This window comes from Paracoccus halophilus (genome assembly GCF_000763905.1).
GTDB lineage: Bacteria > Pseudomonadota > Alphaproteobacteria > Rhodobacterales > Rhodobacteraceae > Paracoccus > Paracoccus halophilus.
This window is the reverse complement of sequence record NZ_JRKN01000018.1, coordinates 1-22,726: the sequence shown is the minus strand read 5'-3', so window position 1 is coordinate 22,726 and position 22,726 is coordinate 1. Positions and strand designations below refer to the sequence as shown.

Sequence of the window (22,726 nt, the reverse complement as noted above, 5' to 3'; positions counted from 1 at the left end):
CCTGTGAGAGGGGGCTGGTAGCGGATCGCCGGCGCAGGGGCAATGATAATTCTTGGAATGACGGCAAACCGGGGATCAATAGGGAAATCGTTCCGGAAAACCCGCTGCTTGCGGTCCGTTTTTCAAACCATGGCCTCAGCCGCGCCAAAGCGCCGGAATCAGGCCGCGCAGGGCATTGCCCACCCACAGGCGCACAAGCGGCAGATCGGCGGCCATGAGAACCTCTTCGCGGCACGCGCCACACGCCAGGAGCTCGGTCCGCAGTACCCCGGCCAGCAGGCCCGAGGACAGCGGAGGCGTGCGCAATCCCTGCCCCCGGTCAAAGAAAACCGTGGTGATGGTGCCGTCGCAGACCTCGTCGCGTTCGTTGAGCAGGATCAGCTCTTCGATCCCGTCCGGCATTGCCGCGCGCGCCTCGTCATAGCCGGCCCGGCGCGTGGTCTTGATGCGCAGCCATGGATCGCCCGAGGCCAGCCGCAGCGGCGCCAGCGCCAGCCGCCATTCGGCGGGCGAGACCGGCAGCGCCGCGCGCGTCACCTCGATCCCGCCGGCGCGGTCCAGCGTCAGCCGCAACCGCGCCGGCTGGCCCGGCGGGCCGGTCAGCGCGGCGCGGGCCGCCGCGATATCGCAGGGCCAGCCCAGCCGCGCGGCGCTGCCGCTCAGCCGCGCCAGATGGCCCGCGATCCGCGGACAGGACGCCCCGTCCCAGAGCACGGTCTCGATCAGCTTCAGGCCGGGGTCGCCAGCGCCTGCGCGTAACGGGTCTTCCACAGCGCCTCCTCCCATTCGCCCTCGGGCGTCGAATCCTGCACCACGCCGCCGCCCGCATTCAGCACCACCCGGCCATCGGGCCAGACCGACAGCGTGCGGATCGCGACCGAGAATTCCGCGCGGCCGTCCGGCGCCATCCAGCCGATGCTGCCGCAATAGACGCCGCGGGCAAAGGGCTCGACCTCGCGGATGATCTGCATGGCGCGGATCTTGGGCGCGCCGGTGATCGAGCCGCAGGGAAACAGCGCGCGCAGCAGCGCGCCCAGATCCGCCGGCCGGGCAAGCTGGCCGACCACGCGCGAGGTCATCTGATGGAGGGTCGCATAGGTTTCCACCGCGAACAGCTCGGGCACCCGGACCGAGCCGACCCGCGAGATGCGCGCGATATCGTTGCGCAGCAGGTCCACGATCATCAGGTTCTCGGCCCGGTTCTTGGCCGAGGCGGCCAGTCCCGCCGCCAGCGCCGCGTCCCGCGTGGGATCGGGATCGCGCGGCGCGGTGCCCTTCATCGGCCGCGCCTCGATCGCGCCCCGCGCGTCGAGCCGCACGAACAGCTCGGGCGAGCGCGAGACGATGACCGGCCCCTGCCCCATGTCCAGATATGCGCCGTAACCGACCGGCTGGCGCGCGGCCAGCGCCGCATGGAGGTCCAGCGCGCTGCCCGAAACCAGCCGCGCGCCAAGTGGAAATGTCAGGTTGATCTGATAGCAATCCCCCGCCGCGATATAGTCGCGCGTGCGCGCGAATGCGCGGTCGTAATTGTCTTGCCCGATCAGCGGGCGCAACGGGGACAGCCGCGCCGCATCGCCCGAAGGCAGCGCCGGCATCGGCCGCGGCCCGTCACGGTGGACGCTGAACGCCAGCAGCGGCCAGCGACGGTCGCCGGGCATCAGCGGCGCCAGCACCGGCTCAAGCGCATAGCCCAGCTCATAGGACAGGTAGCCCGCAATCCATGCCCCGGCGCGGCGCCGCGCCTCAAGCCGTTCCAGCGCCGGCGCGACCTCGTCGGGATGCGTGGCCAGCACCGTCTCATCGGGATCCCGGAACATGCAGGGCGCCCGTCCGGGGCCGAATTCGCAAAGGATCAAAGCTACCTCCCTGTTCGCCGCGCGGGCTAGCACGGCCGGGGGGCGGGGAACAATCCTTGACGAAAAGCCGAAGCGAAAGCCAGCGGCGCCGGGCGAACCCGGCGCCGCCGCAAGTCAGCCGCCCAGCAGGCTGTTCAGGCTGGCCATCGCCCGCGCGGTTTCCTCCTGATAGCCGATCAGCCCGGCGAATTCCCCCTCGCCGTCGAACAGCAGCACGCTCGAGGAATGATCCATGGCGTAGCCGCCCCCTTCGGTCGGGGCCTTGCGGGCATAGATCCGGAACGCCTTGACCGCCTTGGCGATTTCCTCGGGCGATCCCGAGACGCCGATCACGCCCGGCACCCACGAGACATATTCTTCCAGCACCCCGACCGGATCGCGTTCGGGGTCCACGGTCACGAAAAAGACGCGCAGGTTTTCGGCCCGCTCGCCCAGCTGTTCCCGCCAGCCGGCGATATCCCCCAGCGTGGTCGGGCAGACATCGGGGCAGTTGGTAAAGCCGAAGAACACCGCCGAGGGCTTGCCCTTCAGCGTCTGCTGCGAGAATTCGCTGCCATCCGTGGCCTGCAGCCGATAGTCGCCCAGGCCAAGCTGGCTGGTGCCCGGATCGGTGATCCCGATATCGCCGGCGGGGCCGTATTTCAGCCAGCCGAAGCCGGCCAGCGCCACAAGGGCCAGCCCCCAGAGCAGATAGCGCAGGCGGCGCAGGCCTGATCTGGCTTCAGTTCCCGACATCGCTCCCCCCTTTGCCCGCACCCGAGGGGCGCGCGTTCAGCGGCCCGACAAGCAGCGGCAGTTCCACCTCGCCGGCCTTTTCAAAGACCAGCATGAGCTTGATCGTCTCGCCCTCGGTCAGCGGGCGTTTCAGTTCTCGGAACATGATATGCAGCCCGCCCGGCCGCAGTTCAACCGAGGCGCCCGCCGGAATCGGCAGCCCGTCGGGCAGTTCGCGCATCCGCATGACATCGCCCTGCATCTGCATTTCATGGATCTCGGTCCGGCCGGCGATCTCCTCGGCGCTGGCCGAGACCAGCCGGTCGGCGGCGCCGGCATTGGCAATGGTCAGGAAACCGCCCGCGACCGGCGCGCGCGGCGGCGTCGCGCGGCTGAAGCCGCCCGACAGCGTCAGATCGCCCAGCGTGACCGAGGCACCGGCCGCAGCCGGCGCGGCGGCATGGCTGTTCGTATGGCCGGCCTCATGCGCTTCGCAGGCGCTTGCCGGCAGGGCGGTCACCCCAAGGGCCGAGGCGCAAAGCACCCCGATCAGATATGTCTTCATTGTCTTTGCTCGTCTGATATCGGTTGCATTCTCATCCGCCGGCAGATCGCCGCGCGGAGCTTCACGATGGATTCAGACGGCGGCGGGCGGGTCCCGCGCCGAGGGCACGGGCAGGTCCATCCGCCGCAGATGCCCCGGCACCCGCAACGAGAAGCGCAGCGGCAAAACGACCGCCGCCATGGCCGGCCCGGCAAGGCCCCCGGCCCCGAGCAGCGGCTGCGCATGCGCGGCCCAGTCGCAACGCGGCGCGTCGCCATGCGGAAGTTCGTCCTCGGCGGTCTTGTGGCGCAGGCTGCCATCGGCGGCCATGATCATCTCGACCGTCTCGCCCCCGGCGCAAAGTACCATCGTCACGCCGCCGACCGGATCGCGGTCCAGCATCGCGCCCTGCACGATCAGCGACAGCAGCACAAAGGGCAGCACGCCCAGCCAGCCCAGCAGGCGCGTCACCGGCCGCAGCGCAAGCAAGCGGACCCGCGTCACCGCGGGGCGACCCGGCCAGCCCTGTTTCCCTGCCTGCAACGCGACCATCCGCCCGCCATGAAATCCGTGCCGCCTCAGGTGCCAGAAAACGCCGATCGGCGAAAGGGGCAATCGGCCGCAGGCGCAGGGCAGGCCGTAACGGGGCGGCGCGCGGTGGCGGCGGACGGAAAAGCGCCGCCGGGCTGCTGGCCCGGCGGCGCGATCGGATTACCCGGTCCGGGGCTGGATTACATGGCGGACAGCGCCGCGCGGGTGGCCAGGCCGGTGGCCTGCTCCATGACATGATAGATCAGGTTCTGCTCGACCGTGCCGTGGAACAGATGCGCCCAGGGCCCCTGAGCAAAGATCGCCACATCGTCGCCGGCATGGGTTTCGCTTTCCTCCAGCGGCACCAGCGCCTGCTGCAGATAGTCCAGCGCGGTGGTGTCGGTATTGGTCAGGTCGTCGCGCCCGCCCTCGGCCTTGGCGCCGGGGCCGTTGGCATAGCCCAGCGTGGTATAGGGCTTTTCGTCATCGGCAGTGCCTGCAATCCCGAGGATCGGGTTGTTGCGCGCCGGATAGCCGGAAAAGGCCATGGTGTGGGAATGGTCGGCGGTCAGGATGATCAGCGTCTCGGCCGGATCAACCTTTTCATAGACAGCCTGAACGGCCGCGGCGACCTCGACCGTATCCATCAGCGCGCGGGCGGCATTGCCGGCATGGTGGGCGTGATCGACGCGGCCGGCTTCGACCATCAGCACAAAGCCGTCCTCATCCCTCGACAGCATGTCGATCGCCTTCGAGGACATTTCGGCCAGCGAGGGCTCGCCCCCGGCATCGCCCTCGCGGTCGGCCTCGTATTGCATGTGGCTGGCGTTGAACAGGCCAAGGACGCGGTTGGTATTGGCCATGTCGATGGCGTCGAACTGCTCCTTGTTCCAGACATAGGCGCCGTCATTATGCGCCGCGGTCCATTCCGCCACCAGGTCGCGCTGCTTGCGCGATCCGGTCTTGGAACTGTCCTCGGGATCGGCCTGGCTGTCGAGCATGAAATTGCTGCGGCCGCCGCCCAGAATGACCTCGAACCCGTCGCCGGCAGGCCAGTCGATCAGCTGCGCGGCAATGTCCTTGCACTGGTTCTGCACCGCTTCTTCGGACAGATCGCTGTCGGCTTCCCAGTCGCGCCCGGCGACCTTGGCATAGGTCGCGGCCGGCGTCGCATGGGTGATGCGCGCGGTCGAGACGACGCCGGTGGACAGCCCGGCCGCCTCGGCCAGTTCGAAGATCGTGGTGACCTCGTTGCCCTTCTGGCTGGCGCAATCCTCCAGCTTGGTGTTCTGGTCGACGCCGATGGTGCCGTTCAGCGACTTGATGCCCGAAACGATGGCGGTCGCGGTCGGCGCGGAATCGGCGACCTGCGCGTCATGGGTATAGGTCTTGGACAGCGCCGTATAGGGCAGCAGTTCCTCGAACGCGAGCACGTTCGATTCGCCGTCGACACCGCGGCTCTGCCCTTCGAAGATGCGGGCGGCCGAGATGGTCGGGATCGACATGCCGTCGACGACGAACAGCACGACGTTTTTCGCCCTGCCGACATTCGGCTGGTCGGCGATCTTGCGGGCGAGCTCTTCCTGCGCAGCCATGAAGTAGGAATCATCGGCCTGCGGCAGATTGTCCTGCGCCGTGGCCATCGAAGCCAGCGCCAGAACGGATGCGCCAGCCATCAGCGTATGAAGTTGGATTTTCATGGGGTCCTCGGGAAAACTGGAATGCGGCGCCAAGACAGGCGCATTTTCCGCGTAGCTGGCGCAGGTGACAGTTCGGCGTCGGAATCACGACAGTTCCGTGACTCGCGTGACAAATGCCGACCCCGTCGCCGGCGGCGGCGCGGGATCCGCGCAAGACCCGCGGCCCTGATTGCAAGCGCGCCCCGCCCAAGGGGCGCTCTTGAGCCCGGGCGCGCTTTGGCTAATCTGTCGAGGAATAACGCCCGAGGATGTCATGCCCGCAATAACCCTGTTGACCGGCCGCGCCGCGCCCCTGCCCGGCAGCGACCAGAAAAGCGGCATCGACAAGCAGCCGGTCACGCAGCCCCTGCACCTTGGCCCCGAAGGGCTCGACGGCGACGAACAGGCCGACCGGCGCGTGCATGGCGGGCCGGAAAAGGCGGTGCATCACTACCCGTTCGATCACTACCCGGCATGGCGGGCCGAACTCGCATCACAGGACCCCGTCCCGACGGGGGGTACGCCTGCGATCGAACAGCCGGGCATGAAGGAAACAGCGGCCTTGCTGGATGCCCCCGGCGCTTTTGGAGAGAATCTCTCGACCTTGGGCATGACCGAAAAGACCGTCGCGGTCGGCGATGTCTTCCGGCTCGGCGGCGCGCTGATCCAGGTCAGCCAGGGGCGACAGCCCTGCTGGAAACTGTCGCATCGTTTCGGCGTGCCGGACATAGCGCGGCGGGTTCAGGACAGCGGCCGGACGGGCTGGTATTACCGCGTCCTGCAACCGGGCCGGGTGGCGCCGGGCGACCGGCTGGAGCTGATCGACCGCCTCGCGCCGGACTGGACGCTCCACCGGCTGTGGCGGGCGCTTTACGTGGACCGGATGAACCTGACCGAGCTTCAGGGCATCGCCGGGCTGGATCTGCTGGCCGAGGGCTGGCGCCGCCATGCCCGCCGCCGCCTTGAAAGCGGACGCGTCGAGGACTGGTCGAAACGGCTGGAGGGGGGCGCATGACCCCGCCTCTGGTCATCTCGATCCAGAGCCAGGTGGTTCTGGGCCATGTCGGCAATTCCGCCGCCGTCTTTCCGATGCAGGCCGCAGGGCTCGAGGTCGCGGCGATCCCCACGGTCGTGTTCTCGAACACGCCCGAATATCCGACGCTGCGCGGAAGGGCCCTGCCCGCCGATTTCTTTGCCGACCTGCTGCAGGGCGCCTGGGACCGCGCCCTGCCGCAGCGCGCCGATTTCATCCTGACCGGCTATATCGGCTCGGTCGAAATCGCCGATATGATCGCGGATTTCGTCGCCCGCGCGAAGACCGCGAACCCGCGCCTTCGCTATTTCTGCGACCCGGTGATGGGGGACGAGGCCCCCGGACTCTACGTCCCCGAGGCGATTGCCCAGGTGCTCAGGGACAGGCTTCTGCCGCTGGCCGATATCGCCAGTCCGAACCCGTTCGAGATCGGCTATCTGACCGGCCAGCCGATCCGCGACCTGGCCGACCTGCCGCGCGCGGCAAAAGCGCTGCGCATGGCACCCGGGGCGACGCTGGTCGCCACCGGCTGCGCATTGGCCGAGACGCTGCCGGGCATGCTGGAAACCGTGATCCTCGCCCCCGGCGGCATCAGCCGCCACCCGACGCCGCATCTGCCGGTCGCCATGGCGGGCACGGGGGATCTGTTCGCCGGGCTGATCGTCGCCGGCCTGGGACGCGGCCGGGCGCTGGCGCAGGCGGTCGAGTTCGCGCAGACCCAGACCTCGCGCGCGCTGTCGCGGGCGGCGGAACTGGGCGCGAAAGAGGTGGTGCTGTCGGACGTGGATTTCCGCGCCGCGCTGCTGCAGCCCTGAGCCTGTTCTCTTTCACGTCCAAATATCCCGGGGGAATCCCGCAGGGATGGGGGCAGAGCCCCCCTCAGCGCTTCCTCTTCAGCGCATCCATCAGCGACGCGCCCAGGGCGCCAAGCTCCTGCCCGCCGCCTTGCGGGCCGGCGGATTTCGGGCCAGCGGATTTCGGGCCGCCCGATTGCGGCTTGCCGCCGCCCGGGGCGCGCCCCGGCCGCGCATCGCGCGCGCCGGCGCCGCCATCCTTGCGCATGGTCAGGCCGATCCGCTTGCGCGCCACATCGACCTCGGTCACGCGAACCCGGACCACATCGCCGACCTTGACCACCTCGTTCGGATCCTTGACGAAACGGTCGGCCAGTTGGCTGATATGCACCAGCCCGTCCTGATGCACGCCGATATCGACAAAGGCGCCGAAGGCCGCGACATTGGTCACCGTACCCTCAAGGCTCATGCCGGGTTTCAGGTCCTTGATATCCTCGACCCCCTCGGCAAAGCTCGCCGTCACGAAGCTGGGACGCGGGTCGCGTCCGGGCTTTTCCAGTTCCGCCAGAATGTCGCGCACCGTAGGCAGGCCAAAGCTTTCGTCCACGAACTGCTCGGCGCGCAGCCCCTTTAACGCCGCGCCATCACCCATGATCTGGCGGATGTCACGGCCGCAGGCGGCGACGATCCGGCGCGCGACGCCATAAGCCTCGGGGTGGACGGAGGAGGCATCGAGCGGCTCATCCCCGTCCCGGATACGCAGGAAGCCCGCGCATTGCTCGAATGCGCGCGGCCCCAGCCCGGCCACCTTTTTCAGCGCCGCGCGCGACGGGAACGCCCCCGCCGCATCGCGATGCGCGACGATGGATTGCGCCAGCGACGGCCCCAGCCCCGCGACATGTGCAAGCAAGGGCGCCGAGGCCGTGTTAAGATCGACCCCCACCGCGTTCACCGCATCCTCGACCACCGCCTCCAGCGTCTTGGCAAGCTGGCGCTGGTCGACATCGTGCTGGTACTGGCCGACGCCGATGGATTCGGGCGGCACCTTGACCAGTTCCGCCAGCGGGTCCTGCAGGCGCCGCGCGATCGAGACCGCCCCGCGCAAGGACACGTCCAGATCGGGAAATTCCCGCGCCGCCAGTTCCGAGGCCGAATAGACCGAGGCCCCGGCCTCGCTGACGATCACCTTGAGCGGCGCCTTCACCCCCGCAGGCAGGCGTTTCAGGACATCGCCCACGAAACGCTCGGTCTCGCGGCTGGCGGTGCCATTGCCGATGGCGATCAGCTCGACCTTGTGGCGGGCGATCGCGGCGGCCAGCGCCGCCTCGGCCCCGCGCAGATCGGATTTCGGCGGAAACGGGTAAAGCGTCGCGGTCTCGACCAGCTTGCCGGTCGCGTCCACGGCGGCCAGCTTGACACCCGTGCGGATGCCCGGATCCAGCCCGATGGTCGGCCGCGCCCCGGCCGGCGAGGCCAGCAGCAGATCCTTGAGATTGCGGCCAAAGACCCGGATCGCCTCGGCATGGGCGCGCAGGCGCAACTCGGTCAAAAGGTCGATATACATGGTATTCGACAACCGCACCCGCCAGCACCAGCCCGCGACCTTGCGCAGCCATTTGTCGCCCGGCGCATCGCCCAGACGGCCCAGGGCCGCAGCCACGATCCCCTCGGCCCGGGCGGCGCCGGTTTCCGGCTCGGGCGCGATCTCGATGGTCAGCACCTCTTCCTTGGCGCCGCGCAGGATGGCCAGCGCCCGATGGGCGGGGATCGCGGACCATTTCTCGGCATGGTCGAAATAATCGCTGAACTTGGCGCCGACCTGCTCCTTGCCCTCGGCCAGTTTCGCGCTGATGATCGCCTCGGCCTGCATGAATTCGCGCAGCCGGCCCAGCAGGCCGGCATTTTCGCTGAGTTCCTCGACCAGGATGTCACGCGCCCCGTCCAGCGCGGCCTTCACATCCGGCACCGCATCCGAGAGATAGCCCGCCGCCAGCGCCTCGGGCTCGGCCCCGCGGTCCTCCTGAATGGCGCGCAGCAAAGGCTCCAGCCCGTTCTCGCGCGCGATCATCGCCTTGGTGCGGCGCTTGGGCTTATAGGGCAGGTAGATATCTTCCAGCGTGGCCTTGGTCGCGGCGCCGGCAATGGCGCGCGCCAGATCATCGGTGAGCTTGCCCTGCCCCCTTATCGATTCGAGGATCGCGGCGCGGCGCGCCTCGAGCTCGCGCAGATAGGTCAGCCGTTCGGCAAGGTTGCGCAGCTGCGTGTCGTCCAGCCCGCCGGTGACCTCCTTGCGGTAGCGCGCGACGAAGGGCACCGTCGCGCCCCCGTCCAGCAGTTCGGTCGCGGCGCTGACCTGCGCGGGGCTGGCGCTGATTTCACTGGCGATAATGCGGGCAATACGGTCGGCTGCGGTCACGCGGGCATCCTCTGACGGTTCGGGCTGCCTCAATAGCCCGTCGCGGCGCCTCCGCCAAGCACCTGCAAGACCGTCAGCGCAAATGACCCGGCCGCGTCAGAAGAATTCCAGATCGTCCGGCATCTTGTCGGGCTCGTCCTCGTCATCCTCGGTCGCGGGCATATCGCCCCAAAGCGACAGGTATCCCGCCTGCCAGCTGGCGGCCTCCATCGTGACCGGGATCGTGTGCTCGGCCCTGATCTGCCGGTGCAGCGCCGAAATCTGCCGGCGCAGCGGCTGCAGGCTGTCGCGCGCCGCGCGTGCCCGGCCCCCCGCCAGCGCGAAAAACCCGAAATGATCCGCCAGACTCACGACAGGACCATCGCGGCGCGCAGCCGTTTCTCGAATTCAGGATCAAGGCGCGGCATGCGCATATCCCCCTTGGTCGTTTCCATGGCGCGGTAAAGATTGGCCAGGCTCCACCAGTTCAATCCGGCCGCCCGCCGGCCGCTGGTCACCGCCAGAATCTCGCCGGCGAGACGACGGAAAGAAAGGCCGCTGAGCAGGGCATTCGCATGGGCCAGGGTCTCATCCTCAAGCTCGGTATCGAACTGCGCCTCGGCCATCTCGCGGAACCCGTCCGGGTCGCCTTCGAGGAACAGGTTCTGCGCCTCGATCAGATAGCCCTCGCAGATGGAAAAGCCCAGATCGCACCAATCCGCATGGCTTGCAGCAAAATCCGGCAGGTTGAATTCGCCCGCGGGAACAAGCGCGACAGGAGGCCGGCCGGACATTGCGCCCGGATCGGGGCGCGCCTGGATTGCGTGCCAAGGTTTCGACTCTACCAACATAACTCACCACCACAAATTGTAATTCTTACCAATATCGCACACTAAAGACGATCTGGGCCCTTGTGAACAGTTGGCCTTTAGGACAGGTGCAGGGCAGGCATGGAATCGGAGTCAAATACCTGTAATAAAACCACTTTCCTTACAATCATCGGGCCGGAGGCGGTCATCCCGTGGCCGGTGCGGCAGGGAAATGACCAGCTTCACCCGCCGCATCCCAGACCATCCGGGAAATTTCACCAACCTGACGAATCTGGCCGTGTAATACCCGGGACCGGGCCATCCGTTCCTGGCCCGGTCCCTCTTTCGTCTTGCACCCGGCGCGGTCAGAACCCCATGCTGCCCTGCTCTTGCCTGTTCGACGTCATCGCCGCGCGGATGATCGCAACAATGCTGAACAAGGTCAGTGCCCAGAAGATCCAGGTGATCGGCGTGCTGAACAGGATCCAGGGCGAGCCCCCGGACATCAGCATCGCCTGCCGGAAATTGTCCTCGAGCAGCGGGCCCAGGATATAGGCGATAAGGAAGGGGGCCGCCGGGATGTCATTGCGCAGCATCAAAAAACCCACCGCACCCATCGCGAACATGACGCCGATATCGAAGATGGTATTGTTGACCGCAAAAACCCCGTAGACACACAGGACCAGGACCCCGGGGAACAGGATCGAACGGGGAATGTCCGCGACATATTTGAACACCCGGATCGCCGCCGAGCCGACCACGAACAGAAAGACCGACGACAGGATCAAGCCGATGAACAGGCCATAGATCAGATCCGCATTGGTCACGAACATCAGCGGCCCCGGTTGCAGCCCGTGGATCATGAAGGCGCCGATGATGATCGCGGTAATCACATCGCCCGGAATCCCCAGCGACAGCAGCGGGATCAGCGTCGCGCCGGCAACACCGTTATTGCCGGCTTCGGCGGCGGCGACGCCCTCGATCTCGCCCTTGCCGAAATTCTCGCGATGGGGCGATTTGCGCCGCGCCTCGCTATAGGAGAGAAAGGCCGAGGGTGCCGCGCCGATGCCGGGGATCGAGCCCAGGATCACCCCGATCGTGCTGCCGCGCAGGATCGCCTTAAAGCAACGGCGGTAATCGGCAAGGCTGACCCGGTTGGCGCCCAGCCCGCGGGCGCGGCCATGCTCGTCGCCGGGCGACCAGATCACGGCCATGATCTCGGGGATGGCGAACAGGCCGATCAGCACGGCAATGAAGTTCAGCCCGCCCATGAGGTTCGGATTGCCGAAGGTAAAGCGGTTGGTGCCATAGATCAGGTCCAGCCCGACCGTGGCAAGCATCAGGCCCAGGACGGCCGACAATGCGCCGCGCAGCATGCTTTTTCCCGATACGCCCGAAATGATCGTCAGCGAAAACAGGATCAGCGTAAAGAATTCGGGCGGCCGGAAGCTCAGCGCAAAGGATGCCAGAAAGCCCGCGAACAGGATCAGCGACAGGTTCGAGATCATGTCGGCGGTGCAGGAGGCCCACAGCGCCATGCCAAGCGCGCGCCCCGCCTCGCCCTTTTCGGCCATGGGATAGCCGTCCAGCACCGTGGCGCTGGAGGCCGGGGTGCCCGGCGTCTTGATCAGGATCGCAGGGATCGAGCCGCCGAAGACGCCCCCCTTGTAGACCCCCAGCAACAGAAGAATGCCGTTGATCGGCGCCATCGCGAAGGTAAAGGGCAGCGCCAGCGCCACGCTCATCGTCACCGAGATGCCGGGGACCGCGCCGCCGATGGTGCCGATGACGACCCCGATCAGAAGCGACAGGATCGCCTGAAAATTGGCGACCAGCCCGAAGCCGGCCGCAAGGTTGTCCATCATGCTCATGGCAGCCTCACAAATTTGCCCTGCGGCACCGCGACTCCGGCGATATGGGCGAAGAATACATACAGGATCAGCGGGAAAAGCACGGCGCAGATGATCGCCAGCCTGGGATGGCCGGGGCGCAGCAGGGACACGGTCGCGCCGAAAGCAAGGATCGACGCCCAGACCATGCCCATCAGCGGGATCAGGCGGACATAGGCGATGGCGATGGCCGCGAATATCAGGATCCGCTTCATGGCGCCGGGTATGCGCGTTTCATCCGCGTTGAAGATCTCGTCCGAATATCTGCCGCTCAGGACCAGACCGACACCGCTGAGAACAAGCAGGCCGGCGATGGTATAAGGCCAGAACAGCGGCGACAAAACGATATGAGGCACCTTGTCGGGCGCGCTGACCCAGTTCGGAATCGCGACCAGCGCCAGAAACGCCCCCATCGCGACGGCGACAAGGCCGATAAGCAATTGTCGGTGAAGGTTTTGCATGCTGCAACCCGTTGCTGCGGGGATGAGACCCCGGATGAAGGCCGGCGGGCCGTGCCCGCCAGGCCGGCATATTGGCGGTGTCTAGCCTTCGATCCGCATCCCCAGCTCATCGACCAGCGCCCTGATCGCCTCGTACTGGCCGCGAATGAAGCTGTCGGAATCTTCCGGCGACATCAGCTCGATGATCGAGCCGCTGGCCTCCATCCGCTGGCGGAACCGTGGGTCCTCGGTGGCGGTGGCGAGCCAGCCGCTCCATTGCGCGACGAGTTCATCGGGCAGATCGGCCGGGCCTGCGATGCCGGTCCAGCCGACAAGCCGGGTCAGTGCCGGCTTTTCCAGCTCGGTCGCCGAGGGGGCGTCGAAGCCCTCGAGCCGCTCTTCGCTGGTCGTCAGCAGCGGATGCAGCTGACCGGCCTTGACGAAGCCCGCCAGCGGCGAGGAATTGGTGCACAGAAAGGTTGCCGTGCCGTTCAGCACCGAGGTCGCCGCCTCGCCATCGCTTTTCTGCGGAATATGCGTGGCGGCGCCGACGGGATCCTCGACCCCGAATTCGCGCAGCACCATCACCGCCGCGATCTGTTGCAGCGAGCCGACCCCGGACGAGCTGTAGGTGACGCCGCCCTCGCCGACCCTGGCGACCAGATCCTCGACGGTCTGGATGCCACTTTTCGGGTCCACCACGCAGACGATGGGATTGATCTCATAGACCGCGACAAAGCGCAGATCGTCCAGCGTATAGGGCAGCATCGCCTTCATCGCTGGGCTGACCGAATGCGGCCCGACGCGACCGAACAGCATGGTGTAGCCATCGGCCGAGGCGTTCTTGACCGCCACCGTGCCGGTCGCGCCCCCGGCCCCCGCGATATTCGACATGACCAGCGGCTGCCCCACCGCCTTGCCCAGCGGCTCGGAGATGGTGCGCGCGGAAAGATCGGTCGTGCCGCCGGCGCCATAGGGGATGATCATGGTGATCGGGCGTTCGGGATATTCGGCCCTTGCCATCGGGGCCGAAACCGCCATCGTCATCGCCCCGACAATTCCCAGAAGTCCTGCTTTCATTCTCTCCTCCCATTGAAGCGGGGCAAGCACACCCCATCGGGGCCCGCGCGGGGCCCGCTTGCGTGGCCGGGGCCGCGGTCATTCGCGGCTGCCGGTAGGTTTTTTGTCTGGCCGGCCCCGCCCGCCCTCCGTCCCGGCGGGAGGGGCCGGGAACTGCTCAGCCGTCCTCTTCCATCAGCAACAGGGCCGAAGATGACCGGCGTGAATCGTCATTTGCCGGACCGCTGCGGCCGGTTTCGGGGCAGATCCAGCGGCCCCCTGCCCCCGCCAGATCGCCGGCGCGGACCACCCGCAGGGTCCTGCCGGTTCCGGCCTCGGACAGGTAGCCGGGCGTTTCCCGGGCGCGCCAGTCGCGGGGGCCCGCCGTTTCGACGATGGCGGACAGAAGCTGGCCCGCCAGCCGCGGATTGAAGCGGCGGTCGATCAGCCCGGTACGGGTGAAATATCCGCGGTCGGCATCATCCAGCGTGTCCAGAACGACATCCACCCCGGTTCCGATACCCGCCATCATCGCCAGCGCGAAGCGTTCGGCATTGGCGATCTCGTCGGGCTGTTCCTCGGCCGGGCTGGCCTCGGTCGATTTGACATAAAGCACCGGGCGGGTGCCCGTTTTCCCGGCGAAACCGGACAGCGCGCGGGCCGAAGCCCATGGGCATTCGGATCGCGGCGCGGTGAACTGGATGCCATCGACAAGGCCCGGATGATCCGACAGGAAAGCCTCAAGCTCATCCAGCTCGGACAGGGTAAAGCCGTGGCTGATCAGATGGTTGAAGCGACCGCCGGAATGTTTGGCGCCGTCCTTGCGGTTGACCCGCGACAGGATGATGCGCAGGCCCGTGGCCTGTTTCAGCGCGCGGATTTCCCCGGACAGCGCAGGCACCTGATCCCAGCCCAGGACCAGTTCCAGCTGCGAGACAAGGCCGGCATGCGCGCCAAGCATCGCGGCCTCATCCTTGTCCGGCATGCCGTAGAGATAGACCTGAAAGCGGCTGCCCACTCCGGCCATCAACTCCATCCGGCGACGGATGCGCGGGTCCATCAGATCCTGGATCGGCACCCGCAGCCCGCGCAGCCCCATTTCCCACAGGGCCATGACGGGATAGTCGTTGCGCGCGATCTTGCGGCGGAATTCATCGACCGCGCCCGAGGGCGCGACGGTCATTTCCTCGGCCCAGCCATGGCGCATGTCGACGAAGATATTGTCGGGACGGCTGGTCTTGGCATGCGGGCGGGCGACGACCGGATCGGCGAGTTCGGCCCCCGGCGCCAGAGTGGCGCCATAGCTGCGGTGATAATGCGCCACATGGCCCTTTTCATGCACGTCCAGCGTCAGGAAACCCAGCTTGGCGGCATCGTTGCGGCCCTTCTGGTCGCCGCCATCGATGCGATACATCTCGGCATAGTCGTGGCGCACGAAGCAGGTCGACGGCAGGACGTAATATTCCGTCTCGCCGATGACGTCATACCAGAAGTTGTGGACATGGGCGGTAAACACCGCCTCGGGCTTGTAATCGCGGATCAGACCCAGCAGCCAGCCGCGCCCCGGCTGGCCGATATTGTCGTAGCTTTCGGGTTCGGCGGGGTCGCTGACATAGATCGGGTAATGGCTGAACAGGAACATCCGTTTGCCGCGATGCGCGGCCAGATACCCTTCCAGCCAGATCCTCTGTTCCTCTTCCGCCGGATCGCCCGAGTTGATCAGCGGCGAGTTGATGACGATGAAATGGCAGTCCTCATGCTTGATGGCAAAGTAATCCTTGCCGAAATGCTTGCGATAAAGCGCAATATATTCGCCGCAGACCATGCCGGCGGGCATCCAGCTGACCGGCTTGTCGCCGATGTCGTGATTGCCGGGCACCATATGCAGCGGGGCCTTGAGCTCTTTGGCGAGGTTATGGAACTCCTGCGCCGCCTCGACATAGCTGGGCAGTTCGGGGACCGGATTGATCATATCGCCCAGATGGATCACGAAGGCCGGGTTCACGGCATTGATCTGGGCAAAGACATGCCGGGCGCGGGGATTGGCCTCGGCATTGGCCGGATAGGGCGAGGCCGAGAAGTCCTCGCGCTCATTCACATGGGTGTCCGAGACGATCGAGACTTTGAACAGGGCTTTGCCTTCCGGTCGCTTGTTCATTTTGGGGGCTCCTGGATATCGAATTCAAGATGGACGAAATCGCCGCGATAACGGGTCTGGCCGATATAGATCGCCTGGCCGTCGGCATCGGTGATGACGCGCAGCACGTCGCCGATGGCGGCATTGGCGGGCAGATTCAGCAGCTCGGCCGTTTCGGCATCGGCGGTGGTAAAGGAGATGCGCTGCTGCATCCGCGCGATGCGCGCCTCGGGCATGCGCGACAGTTGCGAGATCACCATGCCCTCCTCGAAGGCTTGCGGGGCGAGATCGGCGATACGCTGGCTGAGATAGATATTGATCAGCGCATAGGGCAGGTCGTCATAGGTGTGAACGCGGCGCATGAAGCGGTATTCCGGCTCCAACCGGCCCAGCCGCGGGTCCAGCATCGGCGTGGCCACCTTGTCGACCATCTTGATCAGCGTCGGACGCTTGCCCTCGAGATGCTCAAGCAGCGATCCCCAGTCCGAGCGCAGCGTCAGCGAGGTCGCGACCTTGGGCGCTTCGGTGACGAATGTGCCCTTGCCCTGATGGCGGCGCAGCAGATCCTCGGCCTCCAGGACCTCGATGGCCTGGCGCACCGTGATGACCGAGACGCCCTTGGCCTCGGCCATGGCCGCGATCGTCGGCAGTTTCTGCCCGGCTTTCAGGACGCCATTCGCGATCTCGCGCCGCAGCGTCGTGGCAAGCTGCAGGTACAACGGACCCTGGGTTCTGGGCTCTTTCGGCTGTTTGACATTCATGATTCGCTCCCTATAGGTGATGTTATTATAATGATAGAATGATTGACAAGCGCCTTGTTGGAGTTGAAGGCGATTGACGCTCTGGCCTTCCCGTGCCGTCAGCCTTGCCGCCTCGGAGCTTCCAGGCGGCCATATCTGACCCTCGGCTTGCCGCAGGTCGGTCACAATGGCGGAATAACCCGAAAACGTCACCCTTCTCGCCCCGCGAGAAAATCGGACCCGGGCCGTGAGTTTGTCCGCCATGGCCCCTTGACGCCCTGCGCCGGCCAACGTAAATCCCCTGCACTCGTGGCGGAGTAGCTCAGTTGGTTAGAGCAGCGGAATCATAATCCGCGTGTCGGGGGTTCAAGTCCCTCCTCCGCTACCAAATTTTCACGTACTTTCAGTAAGTTGAAGATGGGCGCGGATGCCTGGCCTGCAACTATCCGCTCTCGGGTATCACTCGAGTATCATTTGACCCGCCTTCTCTCATCTCGGCGCAGACACAACAACGCCCGATACCCCCGTTTTTCTTTGTTCTGTCAGGCTCTTGGGGCGGACGGGCTGGATTCTCTGGTTTTGGACAGAGTTAGTCCCCGGGCCACGCGCAGGCCGACTTTGGCGAGGCAAGGGTTCGGATCGGAGGTGTCGAGCAGAAGGCGCATTTCTTCGTGCTGGACCTGCCGCACAGCGACGCGTGCTATGTCCGGGCCTACCCTGCGGCGGGGCCGAAGCCTGGCTAGACGGGCACATCCATGCCTTTGCCTTCTTCGGGGTGGTTCCGCAGTCTGCTCTCTACGACAACGACCGCTGCCTGGAGGCGAAGATCCTGCCGGATGGGACGCACGGGCCGGTCGCCTGTTGCGGCCCGCGCCGCGCCTTATGCGCCTATGATCCGCGCGCGACGGCATTTGCCGGTTCTGCGGGCGCCGTTTGCAGGCTCGGATCGTCGGGCCGGTTGCGGGCGACGCCCCAGACCGGCTCGTTCAGCGGCAGAACCCAGGGATCCGCGCGCCATACGCTCGGGGCGGCGGCGGTCAGATCGACATCCGGGTCGATGAAAAGCTGCGGCGGGCGGCCGTTGAGGGATTTCCAGATCTCGGCCCGCACCTCGACATCGCGATGACCGGCCTCGCGCCAGCGGCTTTCCAGATAGCCGGCGAACTGGTGAACCATGTCGCTGCGCACCAGCATCTTCTGGGCCTGCCGCCAGGTCAGGTAATCATTCGGATCGACCTGCCATTCCTGTTCGCCCGACCTGACGTGAAAGACGCCTTCCGCCTGCCTGTCGTAGATGCGCATCCGCCAGGAAAAGCGGTGCCCGTCGCCGGACCAGCGCACCTCGGTCGGAAAGGCGGTGGACCGGAGCGGCAGCGCGACCTGCACCGCCAGCCATCCCGCCATGGCGATCAGAACCATGGCCGGCAGCGCACGCGCGACGGGCGCGGGCTGCGGCAGAGGCGCAGGCAGATCCTCGAACCGGGCATGGCACCAGCGCGCAAGGCGACGCGGCCAGTCGGGCGCGAAAAAGATCGTCGTCGCCGCGATGGTCAGCCAGGGAAAGATGCCGATATTGAAGAACATCGCGTTGGCGGTGTGAAACACGCAATAGACCAGGAATACGGGCAGGCGCGTGCGCCTCCACAGCAGCAGCGGCGCACCGGCCAGATGCAGCGCGACGGTCCCCCAGGCGCCTGCCAGGATCACCCAGTCATACTGAAACAGCGGCCCGAAGATCAGATCATCGCGCTGCTCGCGCAGCCACAGGCCCAGCGGCTCGCCGGCCAGCCAGTCCGGCGTCAGCTTGACCAGCCCGGCATAGATCAGCATGATCTCCATCTGCGCGCGCAGGATGAAGACGGCGGCATAGGGGATATGCGTGGCGCGGATCCGCGGGAACAGTCGCGCGTCCAGGGACATCGCCCGATGCGCCGGCAGAAAGCACATCAGCACCAGAAACAGCAGGACAAGGTAGAAATGATTGAGATACTCGGCCTTGTCCAGCAGGAAGAAATAGCCGAAGGTCAGCGTCAGCGCGACGATCGCGACGCGATAGAACAGCCCCAGCATCACCAGGAGGGCAAATAGTCCCACCGCCAGCCAGGCCAGATGGATCCAGGGCTCGGGCAGCGGCTTGACCCAGCCGAAGCCGCCATAGGTGAAATTGAACTCGGGCGCGACGTAATATCGCCAGATCCGGTCGCCCCTGAAAAAGCGCCAGCAATCCCAGACCAGCAGGGCGCCTAGCGCGATACGGAATGCCGCCAGCGACAGGGCCGGGACCGGGCGGGCAAGCGCATCAGCGATGCGCGCGATGGGTTGCGGGCGGGTCGTCATGGAACTTTCCCCAAATCTTGTGCTTTCAGGGGAATTACGGATGAGCCGGGCGCGTATTCCCCATACGCGAACAAACAGGAGCAGACCATGCCCGCGGAACGCCTGACCATCATATATGACGGCGAGTGCCCGTTCTGCAGCGCCTATGTGACGCTGTTGCGCCTGCGCGAGGCGGGCCGGCTGGTGGAACTGGTCGATGCCAGATCGGATGATCCCCGCGTGGCCGAGGCGCAGGCGGCGGGGATCGACCTCGATGAGGGTATGGTCATCCTGTGGGGCGGCAGGCGCTATACCGGGGCGCAGGCGGTGCATGTTCTGGCGCTGCTGTCCAGCACCGGCGGGGTTTTCAACCGGATCCAGCGCTGGCTGTTCCGTTCGCCCCGCCTGGCCTCGGTGCTCTATCCCTGGCTCGTGCGCGGCAGGCGGCTCTGGCTGCACCTTGCCCGGCGCCGGCGGATCGGTGGCCCGGAAAAATTCTGATCCGGTCGGAATAAGGGCGGTGCGTGACGCGTAATACCCTGCGAGCCAGCCGAAATGGCCGGGCCGCAACAACCGGGAACCCTGGTTTCCAGATAGCAAGCAGGAGACTTCCATGACCAGAAAGATCGCTTTCGCCGCGCTCGGCGCGGTCGCGCTGCTGACGCTCGGCGGTGCCGCATCGGCGCAATCGGCGCAGTTTTCCGACATCGACAGAAACCGGGATGGTCAACTGTCCTATCGCGAGCTGCAGAGAACCTTCGGCACCGACGGGGCCAACCAGCTCTGGGGCCGGAACGGCGGACAGGGGCTGTCGCGCTCGGACGCGCGCCGGCTGGCCTCGGACGATGATGATGACCGTGGCCGTGGCGGCCGTGCCGGGGGCGGGCGCGCCGGCGATGACGATGACGGCGGTGGCCGTGGCCGCGGCGGCGTCGGGCGCAGCGGCGATGATGATGACGGCGGTGGCCGCGGCGCTGCCGGGCGCGGCGGCGATGATGATGACGGCGGCGGGCGTGGCGGCGCAGGGCGCGGCGGCGCAGGGCGCGGCGGCGATGACGATGATGGCGGCGGGCGTGGCGGCGCCGGGCGTGGCGGTGCCGGGCGCGGTGGCGATGACGGCGGTGGCCGTGGCGGTCGCGGTGGCGATGACGGCGGCGGCCGCGGTGGCAGTGACGACGACGATTGATCCCGCGCATCCGGCCAGGCTCGGGCTTGGCCGGTTCGCACCCTGCGCGCCGGGACTGTCCTGAACCCAGTGTATCCGGCCCGGCCTGTGCGGCCCCTGATAATCAGGGGCCGTCTTTCTTCGCTGATTTCGCCGCCCTCTCCGATGGCGATGGAAGCCTGCGGCGGCGCAGAAAACATCTTGACGCTGCGGAAATGCGGCGCTCCAGCGGCGAAGCATGCGCCACGCGCGACCGGGCTGAACGCCTTTCACGCCCGGCCGGCAGCGGCGGCGCGCTGCCACCGCTTTGGGCGCAAATATCTGTATTACAAAGAAATTTTTCTCAGCCTCCGATTCCGGCACGGGCGCCGGTGCCGGCCGCGAACTCACGTCGCGTAACAGGCGACGAAGTTTCTTGCCCCGGATTTCAGTTGGAATAAGCTGATTGCATAACGGCGCGAAGACGCCCCGGACACAACCTGGAGAGAAATCATGACCAAGTTATTCATCGCCACGGCGCTGGCCGCCGTGCTTGCTCTGCCCGCCTTTGCCGCCACCCCGGCCGAGGGCGAGCAGCTGGCCGAAGACCAGTCACTTGATTTCTGGATCCTCGATGCGATCAAGTCGCTGGATCCGCAGCTGACCTCCTCGCGCACCGATTCCGACCTGATCCGGCAGCTGTTCGAGGGGCTGCTGAACGAGGATGCCAAGGGCGCCATGATCCCCGGCGCCGCCGAAAGCTGGGAGGTCAGCGAGGACGGGCTGACCTACACCTTCCATCTGCGCGAGGCGAAATGGTCGAATGGCGATCCGGTCACCGCGGGCGATTTCGTCTATGCCTGGCAGCGCGCGGCCAACCCGGCGACGGCCTCGGAATATGCCTGGTTCATCGAGCTGATGAACATCACCAATGCCGCCGAGATCGTGGCCGGCGAGAAGCCCCCCGAGGAGCTGGGCGCCAGGGCCGTGGACGACAGGACGCTGGAGGTCACGCTGTCGAAGCCGACCCCCTATTTCCTGAAAACCCTGTCGCATTCGACCACCTACCCCGCCCCGCAAAAGGTCATCGAGGCCGAGGGCGACGCCTGGACCCAGCCCGGCAAGCTGGTCGGCAATGGCGCCTATGTGCTGGAAAGCCACGAGCTTGGCGTGCAGGCAACGGCGGTCAGGAACGAGAATTACTGGGACGCGGCCAATACGATCATGGACAGGGTGACCTTCGTCACCGTCAACGACCAGAATATCGGCCTGACCCGCTATCTCGCGGGCGAAATCGACTGGATGAACACCCTGCCCGCCGGCCAGTTCCCGCGGCTGCAGAAGGAATATCCCGATCAGGCGGTCTCGACCCCCTGGGCCTGCTCCTATTCCTATCTGTTCAACCTGTCCGACAAGGGCCCCGAGGCGCTGAAGGATCTGCGCGTGCGGCAGGCGCTGTCCTATGCGGTGGATCGCGACATCATCGTCGAGCGGATCCTGCAGGGCGGCCAGAAGCCGGCCTATTACTGGACCCATTGGGCGATCGAGGGCTTTGAGCCGCCCGAGATCGAGATGGCCGGCTGGACCCAGCCCGAGCGGGTGGAAAAGGCAAAGGCGCTTCTGGCCGAGGCGGGTTACGGCCCCGACAACCCGCTGAGCCTGACGATCCAGTACAACACCTCGGAGGATCACAAGAAGCTGGCCATCGCCGTGCAGCAGTTCTGGAAGGCGATCGGCGTCAACGTGACGCTGAACAATTACGAATGGAAGGTGCATATCGACCGGCTGAACAACCAGGATTTCGAGGTCGCCCGCTATGCCTGGTGCGGCGATTACAACGAGGCCTCGACCTTCCTCGATTACTTCCGCTCGGGCGGCTACAATCAGGGCAAATATTCCAACCCCGAATATGACGCGCTGCTGGATCAGGCCGCGACCGCCGAGAACCCGGCCGAATTGTACAGGCAGGCCGAACAGCTGCTGATCGCCGACATGCCGCTGGCCCCGGCCTATCACTATGCGCAGGCTCAGATGATCAATGCCGACCTGCGCGGCGTGCCGCTCGAGAACGTGATGAGCAGCTGGTACGCCAAGGACATGTATCGCGTCGCCGAGTAACGACACCCGCGCGATCATGGCCGGCCCCGTCCGGCCACGATCACCGCCCCCGGGGGGCGACATGATTCCGCAGGGAGGCACGCGCCATGTTCGCATTCGTCATGCGACGCCTGGCGGTAGCGATACCGACGCTGCTGCTGTTGATCGTCTTTTCCTTCATCCTGATGCATCTGGCGCCGGGCGGACCATTCTCGCTGGAACGCGAATTGCCGCCGCAGGTGCTGGCCAATCTGAACGCGAAATACGGGCTGGACGACCCGCTTTGGCTGCAGATCTGGAACTATCTGACCGGGATCGTGCTGCATTTCGATTTCGGCCCCAGCTTCGTCTATCCCGACCGCAGCGTGAACGACCTGATCGCCGCCGGCTTTCCGGTCACGCTGACCTATGGCACGCTCAGAGCCAGATTCAAAACGAGATGAATGATTTCAATCTGTTGCGATTGCCCTGGTCATGCGCCTGATATGTGCGATGAGAACCCATGCCTCTGCGCTCTCGATGGATTTCTCCCAATCCTTTGCCAGC

General features: G+C 66.1%; 20 protein-coding genes, 1 tRNA gene and 3 pseudogenes. 8 read left to right on the top strand and 16 right to left on the bottom strand.

Features of this window, described 5'->3' with window-relative positions; genetic code table 11:
- Positions 1-135: 135 nt before the first annotated feature.
- The 6 genes from IT41_RS12610 to IT41_RS12585 form a co-directional block, all read right to left on the bottom strand.
- Complete coding sequence (locus IT41_RS12610; RefSeq protein ID WP_036741903.1) at positions 136-771, bottom strand: aminotransferase class IV family protein; 636 nt, start codon at positions 769-771, stop codon at positions 136-138.
- Complete coding sequence (locus IT41_RS12605; protein WP_036741902.1) at positions 729-1,859, bottom strand: aminodeoxychorismate synthase component I; 1,131 nt, start codon at positions 1,857-1,859, stop codon at positions 729-731. The genes IT41_RS12610 and IT41_RS12605 overlap by 43 nt, the downstream gene beginning before the upstream one ends.
- Before the next feature lie 114 nt (positions 1,860-1,973).
- Complete coding sequence (locus IT41_RS12600) at positions 1,974-2,594, bottom strand: SCO family protein (RefSeq protein ID WP_052081508.1); 621 nt, start codon at positions 2,592-2,594, stop codon at positions 1,974-1,976.
- A complete protein-coding gene (locus IT41_RS12595; RefSeq protein ID WP_081967553.1) occupies positions 2,581-3,138 on the bottom strand; it encodes a copper chaperone PCu(A)C in 558 nt (185 codons plus the stop codon). The genes IT41_RS12600 and IT41_RS12595 overlap by 14 nt, the downstream gene beginning before the upstream one ends.
- Before the next feature lie 72 nt (positions 3,139-3,210).
- Entirely contained in the window at positions 3,211-3,660 is a 450-nt protein-coding gene (locus IT41_RS21335; protein ID WP_175496420.1) for a hypothetical protein, read from the bottom strand.
- 188 nt (positions 3,661-3,848) lie between these two features.
- Entirely contained in the window at positions 3,849-5,348 is a 1,500-nt protein-coding gene (locus IT41_RS12585) for an alkaline phosphatase (protein WP_036741901.1), read from the bottom strand.
- 253 nt (positions 5,349-5,601) lie between these two features.
- On the opposite strand from IT41_RS12585, the gene IT41_RS12580 reads away from it, so the two are divergent.
- Together IT41_RS12580 and pdxY are read left to right on the top strand one after the other, a co-directional pair.
- Positions 5,602-6,342, top strand: coding sequence for an MOSC domain-containing protein (locus IT41_RS12580; RefSeq protein ID WP_036741899.1), 741 nt, complete (start codon positions 5,602-5,604; stop codon positions 6,340-6,342).
- Positions 6,339-7,175 (top strand): pyridoxal kinase, encoded by an 837-nt coding sequence (gene pdxY, locus IT41_RS12575; protein WP_036741897.1) that lies wholly within the window; start codon positions 6,339-6,341, stop codon positions 7,173-7,175. Before IT41_RS12580 ends, pdxY begins: the two co-directional genes overlap by 4 nt.
- Positions 7,176-7,239: 64 nt before the next feature.
- Here the strand turns inward: pdxY and IT41_RS12570 are convergent, their stop codons facing one another.
- From IT41_RS12570 to IT41_RS12535, 8 genes are all read right to left on the bottom strand, one after another.
- On the bottom strand, positions 7,240-9,570 hold the full coding sequence (locus tag IT41_RS12570; RefSeq protein ID WP_036741895.1) for a Tex family protein: 2,331 nt from the start codon (positions 9,568-9,570) through the stop codon (positions 7,240-7,242).
- A gap of 96 nt (positions 9,571-9,666) precedes the next feature.
- On the bottom strand, positions 9,667-9,921 hold the full coding sequence (locus IT41_RS12565; protein ID WP_036741893.1) for a hypothetical protein: 255 nt from the start codon (positions 9,919-9,921) through the stop codon (positions 9,667-9,669).
- Complete coding sequence (locus IT41_RS12560; protein WP_052081504.1) at positions 9,918-10,343, bottom strand: hypothetical protein; 426 nt, start codon at positions 10,341-10,343, stop codon at positions 9,918-9,920. The genes IT41_RS12565 and IT41_RS12560 overlap by 4 nt, the downstream gene beginning before the upstream one ends.
- A 380-nt stretch (positions 10,344-10,723) precedes the next feature.
- Positions 10,724-12,229 carry a tripartite tricarboxylate transporter permease gene (locus tag IT41_RS12555; RefSeq protein WP_036741892.1) on the bottom strand — a complete coding sequence of 502 codons (1,506 nt, stop codon included), beginning with the start codon at positions 12,227-12,229 and terminating at the stop codon, positions 10,724-10,726.
- A complete protein-coding gene (locus IT41_RS12550; protein WP_036741890.1) occupies positions 12,226-12,708 on the bottom strand; it encodes a tripartite tricarboxylate transporter TctB family protein in 483 nt (160 codons plus the stop codon). The genes IT41_RS12555 and IT41_RS12550 overlap by 4 nt, the downstream gene beginning before the upstream one ends.
- A gap of 81 nt (positions 12,709-12,789) precedes the next feature.
- Complete coding sequence (locus IT41_RS12545) at positions 12,790-13,767, bottom strand: Bug family tripartite tricarboxylate transporter substrate binding protein (RefSeq protein ID WP_036741888.1); 978 nt, start codon at positions 13,765-13,767, stop codon at positions 12,790-12,792.
- A 157-nt stretch (positions 13,768-13,924) separates the two neighbouring features.
- Complete coding sequence (locus IT41_RS12540; protein WP_052081503.1) at positions 13,925-15,904, bottom strand: metallophosphoesterase family protein; 1,980 nt, start codon at positions 15,902-15,904, stop codon at positions 13,925-13,927.
- Positions 15,901-16,644, bottom strand: a complete 744-nt coding sequence (locus IT41_RS12535) for a GntR family transcriptional regulator (RefSeq protein ID WP_074948128.1) — start codon at positions 16,642-16,644, stop codon at positions 15,901-15,903. Before IT41_RS12535 ends, IT41_RS12540 begins: the two co-directional genes overlap by 4 nt.
- 290 nt (positions 16,645-16,934) lie before the next feature.
- On the opposite strand from IT41_RS12535, the gene IT41_RS12530 reads away from it, so the two are divergent.
- Positions 16,935-17,011: transfer RNA gene (locus IT41_RS12530), tRNA-Met, on the top strand.
- Between the two features lie 211 nt (positions 17,012-17,222).
- Positions 17,223-17,467, top strand: a pseudogene (locus IT41_RS20020) (IS21 family transposase); the annotation flags it as partial.
- 44 nt (positions 17,468-17,511) lie between these two features.
- On the opposite strand, the gene IT41_RS12525 reads toward IT41_RS20020, so the two are convergent.
- On the bottom strand, positions 17,512-18,960 hold the full coding sequence (locus IT41_RS12525) for an HTTM domain-containing protein (RefSeq protein WP_052081501.1): 1,449 nt from the start codon (positions 18,958-18,960) through the stop codon (positions 17,512-17,514).
- An 87-nt stretch (positions 18,961-19,047) separates the two neighbouring features.
- On the opposite strand from IT41_RS12525, the gene IT41_RS12520 reads away from it, so the two are divergent.
- The 4 genes and pseudogenes from IT41_RS12520 to oppB form a co-directional block, all read left to right on the top strand.
- Positions 19,048-19,440 (top strand): thiol-disulfide oxidoreductase DCC family protein, encoded by a 393-nt coding sequence (locus IT41_RS12520; protein ID WP_036741882.1) that lies wholly within the window; start codon positions 19,048-19,050, stop codon positions 19,438-19,440.
- Between the two features lie 350 nt (positions 19,441-19,790).
- The gene (locus IT41_RS20750) at positions 19,791-20,189 is read left to right on the top strand and encodes a hypothetical protein (RefSeq protein ID WP_139221698.1); all 399 of its coding nucleotides are present in this window, start codon (positions 19,791-19,793) and stop codon (positions 20,187-20,189) included.
- A 407-nt stretch (positions 20,190-20,596) separates the two neighbouring features.
- Entirely contained in the window at positions 20,597-22,201 is a 1,605-nt protein-coding gene (locus IT41_RS12510) for a peptide ABC transporter substrate-binding protein (RefSeq protein ID WP_036741880.1), read from the top strand.
- An 86-nt stretch (positions 22,202-22,287) separates the two neighbouring features.
- A pseudogene (gene oppB / locus IT41_RS12505) lies at positions 22,288-22,599 on the top strand (oligopeptide transporter permease); the annotation flags it as partial.
- 30 nt (positions 22,600-22,629) lie between these two features.
- Here the strand turns inward: oppB and IT41_RS20745 are convergent.
- Positions 22,630-22,726, bottom strand: a pseudogene (locus IT41_RS20745) (IS5/IS1182 family transposase); the annotation flags it as partial.

What these genes read in the sequence shown, in the direction of transcription:
- IT41_RS12525 (WP_052081501.1), bottom strand. Translation starts at nt 18,960, where the DNA reads ATGACGACCCGCCCGCAACCCATCGCGCGCATCGCTGATGCGCTTGCC.
- IT41_RS12540 (WP_052081503.1), bottom strand. Translation starts at nt 15,904, where the DNA reads ATGAACAAGCGACCGGAAGGCAAAGCCCTGTTCAAAGTCTCGATCGTC.
- IT41_RS12545 (WP_036741888.1), bottom strand. Translation starts at nt 13,767, where the DNA reads ATGAAAGCAGGACTTCTGGGAATTGTCGGGGCGATGACGATGGCGGTT.
- IT41_RS12560 (WP_052081504.1), bottom strand. Translation starts at nt 10,343, where the DNA reads ATGTCCGGCCGGCCTCCTGTCGCGCTTGTTCCCGCGGGCGAATTCAAC.
- pdxY (WP_036741897.1), top strand. Translation starts at nt 6,339, where the DNA reads ATGACCCCGCCTCTGGTCATCTCGATCCAGAGCCAGGTGGTTCTGGGC.
- IT41_RS12600 (WP_052081508.1), bottom strand. Translation starts at nt 2,594, where the DNA reads ATGTCGGGAACTGAAGCCAGATCAGGCCTGCGCCGCCTGCGCTATCTG.
- IT41_RS12555 (WP_036741892.1), bottom strand. Translation starts at nt 12,229, where the DNA reads ATGAGCATGATGGACAACCTTGCGGCCGGCTTCGGGCTGGTCGCCAAT.
- IT41_RS12535 (WP_074948128.1), bottom strand. Translation starts at nt 16,644, where the DNA reads ATGAATGTCAAACAGCCGAAAGAGCCCAGAACCCAGGGTCCGTTGTAC.
- IT41_RS12510 (WP_036741880.1), top strand. Translation starts at nt 20,597, where the DNA reads ATGACCAAGTTATTCATCGCCACGGCGCTGGCCGCCGTGCTTGCTCTG.
- IT41_RS12595 (WP_081967553.1), bottom strand. Translation starts at nt 3,138, where the DNA reads ATGAAGACATATCTGATCGGGGTGCTTTGCGCCTCGGCCCTTGGGGTG.
- IT41_RS12580 (WP_036741899.1), top strand. Translation starts at nt 5,602, where the DNA reads ATGCCCGCAATAACCCTGTTGACCGGCCGCGCCGCGCCCCTGCCCGGC.
- IT41_RS12585 (WP_036741901.1), bottom strand. Translation starts at nt 5,348, where the DNA reads ATGAAAATCCAACTTCATACGCTGATGGCTGGCGCATCCGTTCTGGCG.
- IT41_RS12550 (WP_036741890.1), bottom strand. Translation starts at nt 12,708, where the DNA reads ATGCAAAACCTTCACCGACAATTGCTTATCGGCCTTGTCGCCGTCGCG.
- IT41_RS20750 (WP_139221698.1), top strand. Translation starts at nt 19,791, where the DNA reads ATGACCGTGGCCGTGGCGGCCGTGCCGGGGGCGGGCGCGCCGGCGATG.
- IT41_RS12520 (WP_036741882.1), top strand. Translation starts at nt 19,048, where the DNA reads ATGCCCGCGGAACGCCTGACCATCATATATGACGGCGAGTGCCCGTTC.